The sequence below is a fragment of the Polaromonas sp. LjRoot131 genome, assembly GCF_964252805.1.
GTDB lineage: Bacteria > Pseudomonadota > Gammaproteobacteria > Burkholderiales > Burkholderiaceae_C > Polaromonas.
Genome location: NZ_CAXUPF020000001.1, coordinates 1,909,893 through 1,927,841 on the forward strand (window position 1 = coordinate 1,909,893; position 17,949 = coordinate 1,927,841).

14 protein-coding genes are annotated in these 17,949 nt (G+C 64.1%); 2 read left to right on the top strand and 12 right to left on the bottom strand.

Annotation, left to right across the window (positions count from 1 at the left end):
• Window positions 1-90: 90 nt before the first annotated feature.
• Window positions 91-2,088: a DNA primase gene (dnaG, locus tag ACSQ27_RS09040; RefSeq protein ID WP_436155110.1), complete on the top strand. Its 1,998-nt coding sequence runs from the start codon at window positions 91-93 to the stop codon at window positions 2,086-2,088.
• 390 nt (window positions 2,089-2,478) lie between these two features.
• Window positions 2,479-4,932, top strand: coding sequence for an RNA polymerase sigma factor RpoD (rpoD, locus tag ACSQ27_RS09045; RefSeq protein WP_436155111.1), 2,454 nt, complete (start codon window positions 2,479-2,481; stop codon window positions 4,930-4,932).
• A gap of 65 nt (window positions 4,933-4,997) precedes the next feature.
• On the opposite strand, the gene ACSQ27_RS09050 is transcribed toward rpoD, so the two are convergent.
• From ACSQ27_RS09050 to ACSQ27_RS09105, 12 genes are all read right to left on the bottom strand, one after another.
• Window positions 4,998-5,897, bottom strand: coding sequence for a dienelactone hydrolase family protein (locus ACSQ27_RS09050; RefSeq protein ID WP_436155112.1), 900 nt, complete (start codon window positions 5,895-5,897; stop codon window positions 4,998-5,000).
• A 47-nt stretch (window positions 5,898-5,944) separates the two neighbouring features.
• Entirely contained in the window at window positions 5,945-7,036 is a 1,092-nt protein-coding gene (locus ACSQ27_RS09055) for an aldose epimerase family protein (RefSeq protein WP_436155113.1), read from the bottom strand.
• Complete coding sequence (locus ACSQ27_RS09060; RefSeq protein WP_436155114.1) at window positions 7,033-8,001, bottom strand: TRAP transporter substrate-binding protein; 969 nt, start codon at window positions 7,999-8,001, stop codon at window positions 7,033-7,035. Before ACSQ27_RS09060 ends, ACSQ27_RS09055 begins: the two co-directional genes overlap by 4 nt.
• Window positions 8,002-8,155: 154 nt before the next feature.
• A complete protein-coding gene (locus tag ACSQ27_RS09065; protein WP_436155115.1) occupies window positions 8,156-9,133 on the bottom strand; it encodes a Bug family tripartite tricarboxylate transporter substrate binding protein in 978 nt (325 codons plus the stop codon).
• 205 nt (window positions 9,134-9,338) lie between these two features.
• Entirely contained in the window at window positions 9,339-10,220 is an 882-nt protein-coding gene (gene glxR, locus ACSQ27_RS09070) for a 2-hydroxy-3-oxopropionate reductase (RefSeq protein WP_436155116.1), read from the bottom strand.
• A 45-nt stretch (window positions 10,221-10,265) separates the two neighbouring features.
• Window positions 10,266-11,048, bottom strand: a complete 783-nt coding sequence (gene garL / locus ACSQ27_RS09075) for a 2-dehydro-3-deoxyglucarate aldolase (protein WP_436155117.1) — start codon at window positions 11,046-11,048, stop codon at window positions 10,266-10,268.
• A 36-nt stretch (window positions 11,049-11,084) separates the two neighbouring features.
• Window positions 11,085-12,071 carry a Bug family tripartite tricarboxylate transporter substrate binding protein gene (locus tag ACSQ27_RS09080; protein WP_436155118.1) on the bottom strand — a complete coding sequence of 329 codons (987 nt, stop codon included), beginning with the start codon at window positions 12,069-12,071 and terminating at the stop codon, window positions 11,085-11,087.
• A 31-nt stretch (window positions 12,072-12,102) separates the two neighbouring features.
• Window positions 12,103-13,692, bottom strand: a complete 1,590-nt coding sequence (gene garD / locus ACSQ27_RS09085) for a galactarate dehydratase (protein WP_436155119.1) — start codon at window positions 13,690-13,692, stop codon at window positions 12,103-12,105.
• Window positions 13,692-14,798: a lactonase family protein gene (locus tag ACSQ27_RS09090; protein WP_436155120.1), complete on the bottom strand. Its 1,107-nt coding sequence runs from the start codon at window positions 14,796-14,798 to the stop codon at window positions 13,692-13,694. The genes garD and ACSQ27_RS09090 overlap by 1 nt, the downstream gene beginning before the upstream one ends.
• Before the next feature lie 30 nt (window positions 14,799-14,828).
• On the bottom strand, window positions 14,829-16,133 hold the full coding sequence (locus ACSQ27_RS09095; RefSeq protein ID WP_436155121.1) for a glucarate dehydratase family protein: 1,305 nt from the start codon (window positions 16,131-16,133) through the stop codon (window positions 14,829-14,831).
• 3 nt (window positions 16,134-16,136) lie between these two features.
• A complete protein-coding gene (locus ACSQ27_RS09100) occupies window positions 16,137-17,420 on the bottom strand; it encodes a TRAP transporter large permease (protein WP_436155122.1) in 1,284 nt (427 codons plus the stop codon).
• Window positions 17,420-17,947 carry a TRAP transporter small permease gene (locus ACSQ27_RS09105; protein ID WP_436155123.1) on the bottom strand — a complete coding sequence of 176 codons (528 nt, stop codon included), beginning with the start codon at window positions 17,945-17,947 and terminating at the stop codon, window positions 17,420-17,422. The genes ACSQ27_RS09100 and ACSQ27_RS09105 overlap by 1 nt, the downstream gene beginning before the upstream one ends.
• Between the last annotated feature and the right edge of the window lie 2 nt (window positions 17,948-17,949).

The following is a 17,949-nucleotide window of genomic DNA, read 5'->3' on the forward strand; positions in this document are numbered from 1 at the left end:
GTCAGCCCAGCGCCCATCCCCCTCCAGGGCCATGGGACACCCGGCCTCCCCCGCCGGGACGCGTGTGCTAAATTGACCCCCCTCTCCCCCATGGCCATCCCACAAACATTCATCCAGGAACTGCTCGCGCGCGCCGACGTGGTGGACATCGTGGGCCGCTACGTGCAGCTCAAAAAGGGCGGCGCCAACTTCATGGGGCTGTGCCCTTTCCACGGCGAGAAGTCGCCCTCCTTCAGTGTCAGCCCCTCCAAGCAGTTCTACCACTGCTTCGGCTGCGGCAAGAACGGCAACGCCATCAGCTTTCTGATGGAGCACGGCGGCATGAACTTCGTCGAGGCCGTGAAAGACCTGGCGCAGCAGTACGGCCTGCAGGTCCCCGAAGACGACGTCTCGCCGCAGGACCGCGCACGGGCCGCGCAGATGCGCGAGCAGCAGGCCACCCTCACCAGCGTGCTCGAAAAGGCCGGCATCGCCTACATCAAGGCCCTGCGCAACTCCGAGCGCGCCATCGACTACTTCAAGGGCCGCGGCGTCTCGGGCGAAGTCGCCAAGACCTTCGGCCTGGGCTACGCGCCCGAAGGCTGGCGCAGCCTGGCCAGCGTGTTTCCCGACTACAACGACCCGCTGCTGGTCGAAAGCGGGCTGGTCATCACCGGCGAACCCGGTGAGGAAAACCAGGCCGGCGAGGCCAAGCGCTATGACCGCTTTCGCGACCGGGTCATGTTCCCCATCCGCAACGTCAAGGGCGAATGCATAGGCTTTGGCGGCCGCGTGCTCGGCGACGACAAGCCCAAATACCTCAATTCGCCCGAAACCCCGGTCTTCAGCAAGGGGCGCGAGCTTTACGGCCTGTTCGAGGCCCGCAGCGCCCTGCGCGAACACGGCTACGCGCTGGTCACCGAGGGCTATATGGACGTGGTGGCGCTGGCCCAGCTGGGTTTTGCCAACGCGGTGGCCACGCTAGGCACCGCCTGCACCGCCGACCACGTGCAAAAGCTGTTCCGCTTCACCGATTCGGTGGTCTTCAGCTTCGACGGCGACAGCGCCGGCCGCCGCGCCGCCCGCAAGGCGCTGGATGCAGCCCTGCCCTTTGCCACCGACGTGCGCACCGTCAAATTCCTCTTCCTGCCGGCCGAACACGACCCCGACAGCTACATCCGCGAGCACGGCAAGGAAGGCTTCGCCGCCTATGTCAGCAAGGCCGTGCCGCTAAGCCGCTTCCTGCTTGAAGCCGCCGCCGAGGGCTGCGACCTGGACACCGCCGAGGGCCGCGCCCACATGGCCAGCAATGCCCGGCCGCTGTGGAATCTCATGCCCGACGGCGCCCTCAAGCGCCAGTTGCTGGCCGAGATCGCCGACAAGGTGCTGATCGACAGCCGCGAGCTGCTGCAGCTGTGGCAGCCGGCGGCCACGGGCTACAAATCAGGCAACAAGGGCAGCGGCGGGCCGCGCGGATCCGGCAAGGGCCACAGGCAGGACGGCGCGCCAGCCCCCGTGCACCACGCGGACATGCCCGACCCCGGAGGCTACCCGCCCGATTACCCCGAAGAGCGCGACTACAGCGCCTCCGAGCCCTCCGGTTATTACCCGCCCCCGTCAGCCCCGGGGCGCAGTTTTGGTGAGCGCAGCGGCAGCACCCGGGCGCCGCGCCGCGTGGCCGGGCGCATCCTGCCGGCCAGCCGCGAAGACCGCGTGCTCAGGCTGCTGCTGACCGAAGCCCAGACCTGGGACCGGCTCAGCACCGAGGAGCACCATTTGCTGGTCGAACTGCCCGAGCCCCACGGCCCGCTGTTCGTCTGGCTGGAGAGCCAGCTCCACGAACACGGGCCCCAGCCCTGGGCGGCCCTGCGCGAAGGCCTGCGCGGCCATGCTTATGAAAGACATGCCACGACGCAGATCGCGCAAATCCCCGAAGGCATAGAAAGCGACTGGACCGAGGTCCGCAGCATCCTGGACCAGCTGCTGCGCCTGCGCCACCAGCAGGAAATGAGCGAACTGGCCGCCCGCGCCGCCACCGACCCGGCCGCCCGCCAGCGCTACATGGAGCTGGCCGCCAGCCTGAAAGCCGCGTCCGAACCAGCCCGCTGAGCCCGTCCGCACAGGGAAAATACCTGTTTTTGGGGTACGAAAAACCGCCCAAAAAACAGGCAGCAGGGTATAATCCGATTTTCGACGGCAAGCGCGACAGCAACACCTCCGGCCCGGCCACCCCGAAACTTCGGGGAACTCACAGATGAGACGGCCACTTCCCCCAGGGAATCCCGCAAGGACTGCACACCAAATGTTCGCCCAAACAGCTTGCCCGGAAAAATAAACCGCAACGTGCCTCTGGCGCGGCCCGGCCTTTTTTTCCGCTCTCCCGTTCCTGACCTTGAATCCTTGTCACCGTGCCTGTGCTCTGCACAGGCGCCAAGGCGCATTTTTGTTTACTGGTAGCTGATAGATATTTAAAACAATTTCCCGATAACTGGAGGTCCCATGCCTACTGCCAAGCCGACAAAGCCGAGCACGTCCAAGAAGCCGCAAGGCGCGCAGCCCAAAGCCGCCGCCAAGCCCAAAGCCAAGGCAGCGCCCAAAGCCGCTGCCCGGCCCGCAGGCAAGCCTCCAGCCAAGCCTGCCGCCAAAAACGGCAAGGTTGAAAAACCGGGAAAAACCGCCATCTCTGTCAAACCCAGCAAACCCAATGCCCTGGTGAGCAAAGCCCCCCTGAAAACCGCGAAATCCGCGATTTCCGATTTGCCCCTGAAGAAAGCTCCTGCCGTGCCGACCAAGTCCAGCCCTGAATCCAAGCCCCTCGCCGCCCCTGCTGACGTGCCCGTGAAAAAGAAACCCGGCCGCCCGCCCAAGAACCCGGCGGCCGACGGCAGCACGCCTGCCGCCACCACCGGTGCCAAGCGCGGCCGCAAGCCCAAGAACGCCACCGCCGCGCCCAAGGACGGCGAAGACCTCGACCTGTCCGACATTGAAGACGACCTGGTCGGCGAGCCCGTCGCGGAAACGACCGAGAAGGTCAAGCCGCTGCGCATGAAGATCAGCAAGGCGAAGGAACGCGCCCTGATGAAGGAATTCGGCCTGGACGAAACCGTCCTCTCCGAAGAAGACATGCTCAAGCGCCGCCTGCGCCTGAAGACCCTGATCAAGCTCGGCAAGACGCGCGGCTACCTCACGCACGGCGAAATCTCCGACCACCTGCCCGACAAGCTGGTCGATGCTGAAACCCTGGAAGTCGTGGTCAACATGCTCAACGACATGGGCGTGGCCGTGTACGAACAGGCGCCCGACGCCGAAACCCTGCTGCTGAACAACACCGGCCCCACGGTCGCGACCGAAGAGGAAGCCGAAGAAGAAGCCGAAGCGGCGCTGTCCACCGTCGACAGCGAATTCGGCCGCACCACCGACCCGGTCCGCATGTACATGCGTGAAATGGGCACGGTCGAGCTGCTCACGCGCGAAGGCGAAATCGAAATCGCCAAGCGCATCGAGGGCGGCCTCATGAAGATGATGGAAGCCATTTCGGAAAGCCCGGCCACCATCGCTGAAATCATGCGCCTGGGCGAAGAAATCCGCGAAGGCAAGATCGTCATCTCCACCGTGGTCGACGGCTTCTCCAACCCCAACGAGGCCGACGACTACGTGGCCGAAGAAGACTTCGACGAGTTCGACGAGGAAGACGACGACGACGGCAAGGGCGGCTCCAAGGCCCTGACCAAAAAGCTCGAGGAACTCAAGAAAGAAGCGCTCAGCCGCTTCGACAAGATCGCCACCCTGTTCGAGAAGGTCCACAAAACCTACGACAAGGAAGGCTACGGCACGCCCACCTACGTGAAGGCACAAAAAGCCCTGAGCGACGAGCTGATGACCGTGCGCTTCACCGCCAAGACCATTGAAAAGCTCTGCGACATGCTGCGCGGCCAGGTGCTGGACGTGCGCAAGAAGGAGCGCGAACTGCGCCGCATCATCGTCGAGAAGTGCGGCATGCCCCAGGAAATCTTCATCAAAGATTTCCCGCCCAACCTGCTGAACCTGAAATGGGTTGAAAAGCAGGTCGCGTCCGGCAAGCCCTGGTCGGTGGTGATGGCCCGCAACGTGCCGCCCATCCAGGAACTGCAGACCAAGCTGGGCGAACTGCAAGCCCGCGTGGTGGTGCCGCTGGCCCAGCTCAAGGACATCAACAAGCGCATGAACGAAGGCGAGTCCAACTCGCGCGACGCCAAGAAAGAGATGATCGAGGCCAATTTGCGCCTGGTGATCTCGATCGCCAAGAAGTACACCAACCGCGGACTGCAGTTCCTGGATCTGATCCAGGAAGGCAACATCGGCCTGATGAAGGCCGTCGACAAATTCGAATACCGCCGCGGCTACAAGTTCTCGACCTACGCCACCTGGTGGATCCGCCAGGCGATCACGCGCTCCATCGCCGACCAGGCGCGGACCATCCGCATCCCGGTGCACATGATCGAGACCATCAACAAGATGAACCGCCTGTCGCGCCAGCACTTGCAGGAATTCGGCTTCGAGCCGGACGCCAGCATCCTGGCCGCCAAGATGGAGATTCCGGAAGACAAGATCCGCAAGATCATGAAGATCGCCAAAGAGCCGATCTCCATGGAAACGCCGATCGGCGACGACGACGATTCGCACCTGGGCGACTTCATCGAGGACAGCGCCAACACTGCGCCGCTGGAAGCCGCGATGCAGGCCGGCCTGCGCGACGTGGTCAAGGACATCCTCGACAGCCTGACGCCGCGCGAAGCCAAGGTGCTGCGCATGCGCTTCGGCATCGAAATGTCCACCGACCACACGCTGGAAGAAGTCGGCAAGCAGTTCGACGTGACGCGCGAGCGCATCCGCCAGATCGAAGCCAAGGCACTGCGCAAGCTCAAGCACCCTTCGCGTTCGGACAAGCTGCGCAGCTTTATCGACACGCTGTAAGCGCGCTGTTCAACTCAAAAGCCCGGCCCCGCAAGGCGCCGGGCTTTTTTACGCCTGGAGGAAACTCAAGGAGCGGTCAGGCCCACCTTGCGCACAAAAGCATCCAACGGCACCAACCACATTTTTGCGCCGTAGGTCAGCAGCGAATGCCCGTCATGCCCCTGCACCGGCCCGGTCTGGATGAACTCCGTGTCGCTGCCACCGGCCTTGAAGGCCTCGTGCCACTGGCGCGGCGCTTCGGCTCCCCAGTACTGATCGTTCTCCGCATACAGCCACAGGTTGGGCACCTTGACCAGCTTGCCGAGCTCGCCATAGGTCTTGCGCAGGCTTCCAGGCTCGCAGCTTTTGGCCGGCGATGACTCGGGGTTGCCGCCCGAGCCGCCCGCGAAATTGACGGCGCCGACGACCCCCGGCAGGTTGAGCGCGGCCACCGACACCGTGGTCATGCCGCCCACCGACTGCCCTTCGAGCAGCAACCTGTCCTTGCGCACCCAGGGTTGCTGCAGCGCCCACTGGTGCAGCGCGACGACTGTCTGGCCGGCCCGGCTGGCCACGCGCGCGAAGTCGGGCTCGCCGCTGCAGACATTGCCGCTCCAGCGCGCGCCTGAATCTTCCCGGTCCAGGCCGCCGGTGTCGCCGTACCCCGGCCGCACCGGGGCAATCACCGCAACGCCCTTGTGAAGCCAGTAATTGGCATGCCCCACCAGCACCGGGTATTCGAGCCTGGCCCTGTCGACGCGCGACGGGGCCCGCCCATGGGAGAAGATCACCAGCGGAAACGGGCCTTCGCCCGGGGGCTTGTAGACATGGGTGACGACCTCAAACTGCTTGCCGTCGACCAGCAGGGGCAGCTTGACCACCTGCGGCGGTACACGCTGCTCGGACTGCTGAGCCCAGGCGGGCCCGCCGGTGACCTGCGCCAGCCACATCATCCCCAGCAAGCATCCCAGTTTCCACCCTTGCATGTCCCGCTCCTTGTGATTGACGGAGCATTCTGACATGCGCAAGCTTTTCAGGAGGTGCTGAAGCGGTACAGCGTGCGCCCCTGGCGGCCCTGCCCCGGTGCGTGGACGGCCGAGGGAAAGGCCGCGATGTTGGGCGCGTTCGGGTAGCCCTGCGGCTCAAAGCACAGGCTTTGCTGCTGCACATAGCGCCTGCCGCCCTTGCCCGGACCGCCGGCCAGCGCTTCCCCGGCCACCATGCCGGTGTAGAACTGCATCGTGGGTTCGGTGGACCAGACCTCCATCACGCGGCCGCCGGCCGGCGCGCGCACACGCGCGCACAGCGCCAGTTCACCGGCGGTGCTGCGGTCTATCGCGAAGCAGTCGTCGTAGCCCAGAACCCCGCCCGCCGCTTGCGGACTGTGCACGCGCGTATCCAGCACCGCCGGCTGGCGGAAATCAAACGGCGTGCCCTGCACCGGGAGCAGCTCGCCCGTGGCGATCAGCTCAGGCGTCATCCCGAAATAGCGGCTCGCGTTGATCATGACTTCATGCCCCAGCGCGCTGTTGCTTTTCGTGCTGTTCAGGCCTTCGAGGTTGAAGAAGGCATGTGTGGTGAAGTTGGCCACGGTGGGCGCATCCAGCGCCACCGCCTCGTAATCGAGCACCAGTTCATTCTCATCCGTCACGCTGTACGTCAGATTCAAGGCCAGTGTTCCGGGAAAACCTTCCTCGCCGTCAGCGAACACATAACGCATCTCCACGCTGGAAGGGTTGTGTTGCACCGCGTCGAAGACCTGGAAGCGCGAGCCGCGCAGGCCGCCATGCAGGCAGTGCGGGCCGTTGTTGGCGGCTAGCTGGTGCTCCTGGCCGCCCAGCTTGAAACGTGCGTTCTCTATGCGCCCGGCATAACGCCCGACAAAGGCACCCACGGAGGGCGAGCCGCCCACCACGCCTTCGATGCTGTCGTAACCCAGCACCACGTCGTCAAAACGGCCCTCGCGGTCTGGCACCAGCAGCTGTTCGATCTTGGCGCCGTAATTGGTCACGCACACCACCATACCGCTGCGGTTGCTCAGCGTGAACAGCCTGACGGGCTTGCCGTCGATCTCGCGCGCGAAGCGCGCGGCATCGAGCAACAGGGGAAAGTCCGCGCCGCTCACTTGGCAATGATGGTCAGCAGTTCTTCACGCGTGGTCGGGTCGGCCATGTACTTGCCGTACAGCGGCCCCATCCGCCTGACCATGGGCGAGGCATCCCTGACCTTGACGAACTGCGAACCCTGCTTTGTGGTGGTCTCCAGCGCCGCGGCGACACGCTTGTTCCACAACTCGCGCATCAGGATGGCGGATTTGGCGCCGGCCTCGGTGAACGCGGCCTTGTCTTCCTTGCTGAGCTTGTCCCAGAGTTTGGTCGATACCACCAGTGCCTCGGGAGAGATCACGTGGTTGGTCATGTAGACGTTTTTGGCCACCTTGTAGTGCCCCGTGGATTCATACGAAGGCAGGTTGTTCTCGGCGCAATCGACCTTTCCCTGCTCCAGCGCGCCCAGCACGTCCTTGAAGGGCAAGGCCACCGGTTTGGCTTCCATCAGCTTGACCATCTCGATGTAGATTTCGGACTGCTGCACCCGGATGTTCATGCCGGCCAGGTCACGAATGTTATTGACGGGTTTAACGCAGTAAAAAGAACGGCCGCCGCCGTCATACCAGCCCAGCACCACGAAGCCGGCGGCCTTCAGGTTGGCGGAAAAGCGTTCGCCCAGCTTGCCGTCCAGGTGGCGGAACATGTGGGCCGAATCGGTGAACAGGAAAGGCAGGTTCAGCACCTTGATGCCCGGCACGGCATCCGACAGAGGTCCGGAGCTGAACTCGGCGACGTCGATCTCGCCGCTCTTGAGCATCTGCACCGCCTTGGGCTGGTCGCCCAGCGAGCCGTTGTTGAAGAGCTCGATGTTGTAGCGGCCGCCGGTGCTCTTGCCGACCTGTTCCACAAAACTCTTCAGGGCTTCCGAGACCGGGTAGCCGTCGGGATGGATGTTCCAGGCCCGCAGCTTGGTCTGGGCCATCGCGGCGCTCGCGCACAGCGCGAAAGAGAGGCATAAAAGCCCCTTGGAAGAAATACGCATTTTTTTGTCTCCTGGATAAGGCTAAACGGCCGCCTCTGACGGGCCAGCTCGTATTTTTTTCAGTGTTTAAATCCCTGTACGGATGTTCACACAGATGACTCGCCGCCGCCGAAAGACGGGCGGCGATATCACCACTAATTCACGCAAACGCTCTTCAGTCGAGTTTGATGTTGGCTTCCGCCACAACCTTGGCCCAGCGGCTGCGCTCCTGGTTGAAGTAGCCGTCCTGCTGTGCCGGGGTCATGGTCACGACCTCGGCGCCCTGCCCCGCCAGCTTGGCGCGTATGTCGGGGCTGCGGATGATCTTGATCAGCTCGGCGTTGAGGCGGTTGATGACCGCCGCCGGCGTGCCGTTAGCCACCAGCAGGCCTTGCCAGGTGCCGGATTCGAAGTTGGTCAGGCCCTGCTCCGCCAGCGTCGGCACATTGCCGATCAGCGGCATGCGCGTGCTCTTGGAGACGCCCAGGATTTTGAGCTTGCCGCTTTGCACGTGCGGCAGGGTCGCCAGCATGCCGTTCATCAGGATCTGGGTTTGCCCGGCGATGGTGTCGCTGACGGCCTGCGAGCCGCCCTTGTAGGGGATGTACTGCCACTTGGCCTTGCTGGCCCGCTCGACCGCCACGCCGGCCAGGTGCGGCGCGCTGCCCATGGCCGTCACCGCGAAGTTCAGGTCTGACTTGTGCGACAGCGCCACGAGTTCCTTGAGGTTGCTGGCGGGCACCGAGGGATGGACCACCAGCAGGTGCGGTGAATACGCGAGCATGGTGACGCCGCGCAAATCCTTGGACGGGTCGAAGCTCAGCTTGGGATAGACCGAAGGGCTGATGGCCAGCGCGCCGGTGTCGCACAGCAGCAGCGTGTAGCCGTCGGGCGCGGACTTGGCCACGATGTCGGCGCCCAGGTTGCCGTTGGCGCCCGCCTTGTTGTCCACCACGACGGGTTGTTTGAGCGCCTCCGACAAAGGCTGCGCGATGGCGCGGGCAATGATGTCCGAAGAGCCGCCCGGTGGGTAAGGCACCACCAGGCGTATCGGTTTGGACGGCCATCCGGCCTGGGCGTTGGCGGCGCCGGCCCCGGCGCCCACACCCACGACCAGTGAAGCCGCAATAAGTTCTCGTCGATTGATAGCCATGCTTGTCTCCTGAATGTTCACAAAAGCGGTTACCCCTCCGCCGCGCCGGAAGCCTCTCTCGGGCTTCTCGTACGCACCTTTTCAACTGTGGCTCAAGAGCCGCTCACAAAACCCAGCGAAGCGGTCCTGGCTAGGCGCGTCGCCGCAGACAGTGCACCAGCACGGCAAGGCGGCGCAACAACGCCAGGAGGGTTTTGTGGGTGGTCTAAGCGACTTCGTGGTTGCCGAGCAATTCCAGCGCCCGCACCAGTGCGGAGTGGTCCAGGTCCTGCATGCCGTTGGCGGCGCAGGCCTGCATCAGTTGGGCGGCGCCCGCCGTTTGCGGCAGAGCCAGGCCCAGGGTGCGCGCACCGCTGAGCGCCAGGTTCAAGTCCTTCTGGTGCAGGCCGATACGGAAACCGGGTGCGAAGGTGCGCTTGATCATGCGCTCACCGTGCACTTCCAGGATGCGCGAGGAGGCAAAGCCGCCCATCAGCGCCTGGCGCACCTTGGCCGGGTCGGCGCCGGCCTTGCTGGCGAACAGCAGGGCTTCGCCGACGGCCGCGATGTTCAGCGCCACGATGATCTGGTTGGCCACCTTGCAGGTCTGGCCGTCGCCGTTGCCGCCCACCAGCGTGATGTTCTTGCCCATCAGCTCGAACAGCGGCTTGACGAGGTCGAAGGCCGCTTGCGGGCCGCCCACCATGATGGTGAGGCTGGCCGCCTTGGCGCCGACTTCGCCGCCCGACACCGGGGCGTCAAGGTAGTCGCAGCCCAGGGCATTGATCTTCTTGGCGAACTCTTTCGTGTCCATCGGCGAGATGGAGCTCATGTCGACGACGGTCTTGCCCTTGGTCAGCGCGCCGGCCACGCCGCCTTCGCCGAACAGCACCTTGGCCACGTCGGGGGTATCAGGCAGCATCAGGAAGATGATGTCCGCCTGCTTTACCACGTCGGTGATGGAATCGCAGGCCTTGCCCTTGCCCGTCAACAGTTCCGCGGGCACCTTGCCCAGCGTGGTCATGAAAACTTCGTGCCCCGCGGCGATCAGGTGTGCCGCCATCGGGTTGCCCATAATGCCGAGGCCGATAAATCCAAGCTTGCTCATTTCAAAATACTCCAGTCAAAAATTCAGTCGGAAACGATGGCGCCCTCAGGCGCGGTAACGGTCGTGCAGGGCCTGCGTCGCGGAGCGGAACACACCGAGGTCGCTGCCCACGGCCACAAAGGTGGCGCCCATCTCCATGTAGCGCCGCGCGTCGGCTTCCACCGGCGCCAGGATACCCGTGGGCTTGCCGCAGGCTTTGGCGTTCGCAAACACGGCGGCAATGGCTTTCTGCACATCGGGATGGCCCGAGTTGCCCAGGTGGCCCAGGCCGGCCGCCAGGTCGGAGGGGCCGACAAAAATGCAGTCCACGCCTTCGACCTCGGCAATCGCGCGCGAAGCCGCGACACCGGCGCTGCTTTCGATCTGCACCGCGACGCAGATCTGGTCGTTGATGCCCTTGAAATACTCGGGCACCGTGCCGTAGCGGTTGCTGCGCTGGGACACCGAAACGCCGCGTATACCCTGTGGCGGATAGCGCGTGGCGGCGACAGCCTGCCTCGCTTCATCGGCGCTCTCGATAAAAGGAACCAGGAAGTTGTAAAACCCCGCATCGAGCAAGCGTTTGATTTCCACTGAGTTGTTGCTGGTGGGCCGCACAAAGGGCGCGCTGGGGCTGTCCTTGAGCGCCATCAGTTGGGGGATGAAGGTGCCCACGTCGTTGGGCGAATGTTCGCCGTCAAGGAGGATCCAGTCGAAACCGGCCACACCCAGCACCTCGGTGGTGATGGCGTTGGCCAGCGACGACCAGCAGCCGATCAGCTTCTTGCCGGCCAGCAGGTCGCGTTTAAAGCTGTTGGGAAAGGACTGGTAGGGCGTGGTTTGTGTCATGGTGGTGTGCGGTTGTTTCTCAAAAATGGGGCCGGCTTATTCGGCCTTGATGTTGGCGGCCTTGATGACCTTGGCCCACTTGTCGACCTCGGCCTTCTGGTAGGCGAGCAGCTGCGCCGGCGTCATGTTCGACGGCTCCATGCCGAATACCTTGAGCTTCGCCTGAACCTCGGGCTGGGCCAGCACCTTCATCACTTCGGCATGCAGGCGGTCGACCACGGGCTGCGGCGTGTTCGCGGGGACAAACATGGCCTGCCAGGACACCATGTCGAAGCCCTTCTGGCCGCTCTCGGCGATGGTCGGCACCTCGGGAAAGCCAGGTACGCGCTGGCTGCCGGTGACGGCAATCGGGCGGAGCTTGCCGCTCTGGATGTGCGGGCCCACGATCAGGCTGGTGTCGAACATCATGTCGAGCTGGCCCCCTATCAGGTCCTGCACCGCGGGCGCCGAACCCTTGTACGGCGCATGCGTGAATTTGACGCCCGACTGGCTGGACAGCAGCTCCAGCGCCATGTGCGGCGAGGTGCCGATGCCCGGCGAGCCGGAACTCAGGCCGCCGTTCTTGGCGCGGGCGGCTTTGAGCACATCGTCCAGGGTGCGCAGCGGGCTGCTGGCGGGCACCACCAGCAGCAGCGGGCTCACGCCCAGCATGGCGACCGGGGCGAAGGATTTGACAGGGTCGTAGCCGATGTTGCTGGTGTAGAGGCTGATGTTGATCGAGTGTGAGCTGATGGTGCCGCCCAGCAGCGTGTAGCCGTCGGCCGGTGCGCGCGACGCGATGGCCGAACCCACGCTGCCACCGGCGCCGCCCTTGTTGTCGATGACAATGGGCGTGCCCAGCGCGGTGGACAGCGGCTGCGCGATCAGGCGGGCCAGCGTGTCGGTGTTGCCGCCGGGCGGGAACGGCACAACATAGGTGATGGCCTTGCCGGTGGGCCAGGCGCCTTGCGCAAATGCGGAGAGGGCCGACAGGCCGCCGGCGGCTGCGGCGATGGCAGTGTGAATCAGGGTACGGCGTTGCATGGTGATGTCTCCTTGTGTTTGAATGAAAAAATCAGGTCACGGGTGCGGGGTTGAACAGCACCAGCGCGTTGTGCAGCTTCCAGTGTTCGGCCCAGGTCTTCTTGCGGCCGCTGGCCACTTCGAGCATGAGGTGGAACATCTCCCAGCCCACGTCTTCAATGCTGGCTTCGCCGTCGGCAATGCGGCCGGCGTTGATGTCCATCAGGTCGTGCCAGCGGCGCGCCAGGTCGCTGCGGGTGGCGACCTTGATCACCGGGCATTCGGCCAGGCCGTAAGGTGTGCCGCGGCCGGTGGTGAACACGTGCAAATTCATGCCGGCGGCGAGCTGCAAGGTGCCGCAGATGAAGTCGCTGGCAGGCGTGGCGGTGTAGGTCAGTCCTTTGTGCTTGAGCTTTTCACCGGGCGCCAACACACCGCTGATGGGCGAACTGCCGGACTTGACGATGGAGCCCATGGCTTTTTCGACGATGTTGGACAGGCCGCCCTTCTTGTTGCCGGGCGTGGTGTTGGCGCTGCGGTCGACCAGTCCTTTTTGCAGGTAGGCGTCGTACCAAGCCATCTCGCGGATCATGGCCTGTGCCACTTCCGGCGTGGTCGCGCGCGAGGTGAGTTGGTCGATGCCGTCGCGGACCTCGGTGGTTTCGGAAAACATCACGCTGGCACCGGCGCGCACCAGCAGGTCGGTGCAAAAGCCGACCGCCGGGTTGGCGGTGACACCGGAGAAGGCATCGCTGCCGCCGCACTGCACACCGACCACCAGTTCGCTGGCGGGCACGGTCTCGCGGCGGCGCGCATCGAGCTTTTCCAGGTGCAGCACGGCCGCCTGCATGATGGAATCAATCATGGACATGAAGCCGACATGGTTCTCGGACTGCAGGCAGACCACATCGAGCGGCGCTTCGGCGTTGACACCGACGTCGGCCACGCTGCGTTCGTCGACGATCTGGATGGTGCCGGGCGGCATCAGGCGCTCGGGCTGGAGCTTCTCGCAGCCCAGGCTCACCACCATGACCTCGCCGCCGAAGTTGGGGTTCAGGCTGATGTTGCGCAGGGTACGGATCGGGATGATGGCGTCGGGCGCGTCGATGGCCACGCCGCAGCCGTAGGTATGCTCCAGCCCCACCACGTCGTCGACGTTGGGAAACTTCGGCAGCAACTCGTCCTTGATGCGCCTGACGGCGAAGTCCACCACGCCAGCCACACACTGCACCGTGGTGGTGATGGCCAGAATGTTGCGGGTGCCGACGGAACCGTCGGCATTGCGGTAACCCTCGAAGGTGTAGCCCTCCAGCGGGGCCTGTGCCGGCGGCTTGACGGTGGCGATCGGCAGGCCGTCGAGGCCGCGCGCGTCGGGCATGGCGAGCAGGCGCTCGTGCACCCAGCTGCCGGCGGGAATGTCTTTCAGCGCATAACCGATGGGCACGTTGTAGCGCAGCACCGCGGCGCCCTTGGGCAAATCGACCAGCGCCACCTTGTGGCCTTGCGGCACACGTTCGACCAGCGCCAGGCCGTCGGCAAACACCACGCCCGGCGCCAGGCCGCCGTCGTTGGCAACGATGGCGACGTTGTCCGCATCGTGCATGCGGATGTACAGTGGTGGACGGACGGCGGGTGCGTTCATCAGAAGTCCACGATCTCGACCCAGTTCGGGTTCTTGCCGGCAGGCTGGCTCTTGCCCGCGCCCGGCAGGCCGGTGGCAGGGTCGATGGCATGCAGCGACACGCCGTGAGAGTCCTGGCCGGTGGCGATCAGGAAGCGGCCGGTCGAGTCCACCGCGAAGCCGCGCGGTGTCTTCTCGGTCGGTGTCTGGCCGACCACCGCGATCCGGCCCGTAGCAGGGTCGACCTTGAAGGTGGTCAGCGTGCTCGACGTGCGCTCGGAGCCGTAAAGGAATTTCCCGTCCGGCGAAATCTGCAGATCGGCGGCCCAGACCTTGCCGGCAAAGCCCGGTGGCACGACGGTGCTGCGCTGCAGATGGCTCATCGCGCCCCTTCCGGCGTCATAGCTGAACACGTCCACGCCACCGTCCAGCTCGTTGAGCAGGTAAACGTATTTTTGCGGCTTGTCCCACACGAAGTGCCGCGGGCCGGTCTTGGCCGGGGCGACGTTGATGAGCGCAGGTTCGTTGGCCGAAAGCGCGCCGGTTGCCGGATCGAACTTCCAACTCGAGAGGTTGTCACCGCCCAGGCTGGTGGCGAAAACGTACTTGCCTGAAGCGTCGGCATGGATGGCATGCGCATTGGGCGCGGTCCTCACGATTTGCTGCACCGCACCCACGACGCCGTCGGTGCCTATGCTGTTCACGGTGATCTTGTTCCCGCCGTACGAGGCGCCGAACAGCCACTTGCCGGTCGCGTCGAGGTCGATGTTGGCCATGCTGTCGGCCAGAGTGGATTCGCCCAGCTTCTTCAAGCCGCCCGTGGCCCCGTCGATGGCAAAAGTCACGACACGAAACGGCTGCGAGCGCAGCGCCACGTAGAGGAATTTTTTGTCACGGCTCACCACCATGGGCATGGCCGTGCCGCCCACGGGTACGCTGGCCACCGGCTTGAGGGCACCCGCCGCGCGGTCCAGCTGCATCACAGAGATGTCCTGGCTGTCGGCGTTGGCAACGTACACCCAGGTGGCCGCGCCGGCGGCACTGGAGGCAGCGATCAGTCCCGCGCCGGCGAGCAGCAGAAACGAAGTGCGCAACGAGGCAGGAAGCATGGCAAGTCCTTGTTTCATGATTGAAGTCCTCTTAAGGATGGGCGTCATTCAGTAGCGGGGTTGCGTGCCGGTGAACACGGGGTCGTATTTGCGCATCTGTGCCAGATCGTCGCGGTTGCGGATGCCGCAGTTCAGGTAGTTGTCGTGCAGCCGGGCCAGGGCCGTGCGGTCCAGCGTCACGCCCAGGCCGGGTGTGGTCGGCACACGCAGGCTGCCGCCCTCGAAGCGCAGGCGGCCGCCCTCCACCACTTCTTCGTCCTGCCAGGGGTAGTGAGTGTCGCAGGCGTAAGTCAGCAGCGGCACGCTGGCGCACAGGTGGGTCATGGCCATCAGGCTGATGCCGAGATGCGAATTGCTGTGCATTGACAGGCCCAGGCCAAAGGTGCTGCACAGCCGGGACAGCTGCTGCGTGACGCGCAGGCCGCCCCAGTAGTGGTGGTCGCTCAGCACAATCTTGACCGGGCAACCCATCTCGGCGTTGCGGCGGAACTCAGCGAAATCGGTCACCACCATATTGGTGGCCAAGGGCACGTCACATTCACGTGCCACGGCCGCCATGCCCTCCAGGCCGGGCGCAGGGTCTTCGTAGTACTCGAGCACGCCGCGCAGCTTTTCCACGATCTTCAGGCTGGTCGCCACGCTCCAGTTGGCATTGGGGTCGATACGCAGCGGCAAGCCGGGAAAAGCTGCTGCAAGCGCAAGCAGGCCTGCAGCTTCCTGATCGGGCTCAAGCGCACCGGCCTTGAGTTTGATGCTTTTAAAGCCGTACTGATCGATCATCCGGCGAGCTTGGGCCACCAATTGGGGCGGTGTGAGCGCCTCGCCCCAGGGGTCGGGCGGATATCCGGAAGAAGCGGGTTTGTCGATGTGCTCTGCGTATTTGTAGAACAGGTAAGCCGAAAACGGCACGCGGTCACGCGCCGCGCCGCCCAGCAGGTCCACCACCGGCGCGCCGGCCAGTTGGCCCTGCAGGTCCAGCATGGCAACCTCGAAAGCGCTGATGACCTTGGCCACGGTTTTGGACACATGAGTTCCGGGAGCCAGTGACACCTGCTGGCCGAGAAACTCCGAGGCGGTCTGCTTCGGCGGCGTGACCTGCGCGGCCACGCGCGCCTCCATGCCGGCCAGCGACCAGGGCGACAGGCCCACAAGCGTAGGCGCAACCTTGGCCATCGCCTCGAGCATGGGCAGATCGCCGTAACTTTCGTTGATGCCAACCAGGCCCGTGCTGGTTTCCAGCTCGATGATGGACCGCAGCGCCCAGGGCTCGTGAATACCGGCCGCGTTCAGGAGCGGCGGGTCGCGAAAGGCAATGGGCGTGATGCGGACCGCGGTGATCTTCAATGCGGACATGACTTACTTGAGCAGCAGGTTGGGCAGCCACAACGACAGCGCCGGCACGTAGGTGACCAGGAAGAGCACAAGGAGCAGCGCGCCAAAGAAGGGGTACAGCGCCCGCACTACCTTTTCGATGGGAAGTTTTGCTACCGCCGCGCCGACAAACAGCACCCCGCCGACCGGCGGCGTGATCAGGCCCATGCCGAGGTTGACCATCATGATCATGCCAAAATGCACCGGGTCAACGCCGAGCTGTTTGACCACAGGCAGCAGGATGGGCGTCATGATCAGGATCAGCGGCGCCATGTCCATCAGCGTGCCCAGGATCAACAACAGCACGTTGATCATCAGCAGCACCACGTACTTGTTGCTGGAGAGGCTGGTGAACAAGCTGGTGATCTGCTGCGGGATCTGCATCAGCGTCATGATGTAGCCGAAGCTCGCGGCAAATGCGATCAGGATCATCACGATGGACAGGGTCTTGACCGTGCGATGCACCAGCTTGGGCAGCTCACGCCACTTGTAGTCGCGGTAGATGCACATGGTGACGAAGAAGGCCCAGATCACCGCAATGGCCGCCGACTCGGTGGCAGTAAAAATACCCGACAGGATGCCGCCCAGAATGATCACCATGGTCATCAGGCCCCACAGCGCGTCCACGCAAATCTTGAGTGCCTCGCGCATCGGAATGACGCGGCCCTTGGGAAAGTCGCGCTTCCTGGCGATGAACAGGCACATGATGGCCAGCGTAAGCCCAAGCAGCAGACCCGGCAGCACTCCTGCAAGAAACAGTGCCGCAATCGACACACCGCCGCCGGCGGCCAGCGAATAGATCACCGCGTTATGGCTGGGCGGAATCAGGATGGCCTGCACCGAGCCGCTGACCGTAACGGCCGTGGCGAAGTCGCGTGGGTAGCCCTTCTTCTCCATTTCGGGAATCAGCACCGAACCGATGGAAGCGGTATCGGCCATCGACGAGCCGGAAATCGCGCCGAAGAAGGTCGAGGCCAGGATATTGACCAGCGACAGTCCGCCACGCACAAAACCGACCAACACCTCGGCAAAAGCCACCAGCCGCCGGGACATGCCGCCCTCGGCCATGATGGCGCCGGCCAGCACAAAAAACGGAATGGCGAGCAAGGAGAACTTGTTGACGCCGCTGGAGATAGCGATCATCACCGCGTCGAGCGGAATGTCTATCCACCAGGCGCCTATCAGCGCAGAAAGGCCCAGGGCGTAAGCCACCGGCAGGCCGAGAACCATGAGCAGGAGAAAAGACCCCAGCAGAACAAACGCATCCATCAGAGTGCCTCGCCTTCAATTTTTTCGTGGTCGTAGGTGACCACTTCGCGGCCGCCCTGGTGGCCCAGCGCCATGCGTTCAAGCACGAAGATGAGCGTGATCACACCACCCAGAGGCAGTGGAAGATAGGTGGCGCCTACCGGCATCCACGGGATTTCGCCGATGTGCTGGCCCCAGGTCTCCATGCAGAGTTTGGCGCCGTAATAGGCCATGAATACGGAAACTGCGGCCATCAGGATGTCCATCATCCAGGCGACGACGCTGCGCATTTGTTCGGGCATGCGGTCTGTAACCATAGCCACGGAGATGTGGGCGTTGGCGCGGTAGCCGGCAGCGGCGCCGAAGAAGGTGAAGATCACCATCAACAAAATTGAAATGGGCTCAGGCCACTGCGAACCGGTGCCGAGCACGTAACGCGTGAAGATTCCCCAGGGAATGATCAGCGACATGGCAAAGATCGACATTCCCGAGATCCAGATGCACGCAAGGTACAGCCAGTCGTTGAAGCGAAGGGTGTGTTGTTTCATGT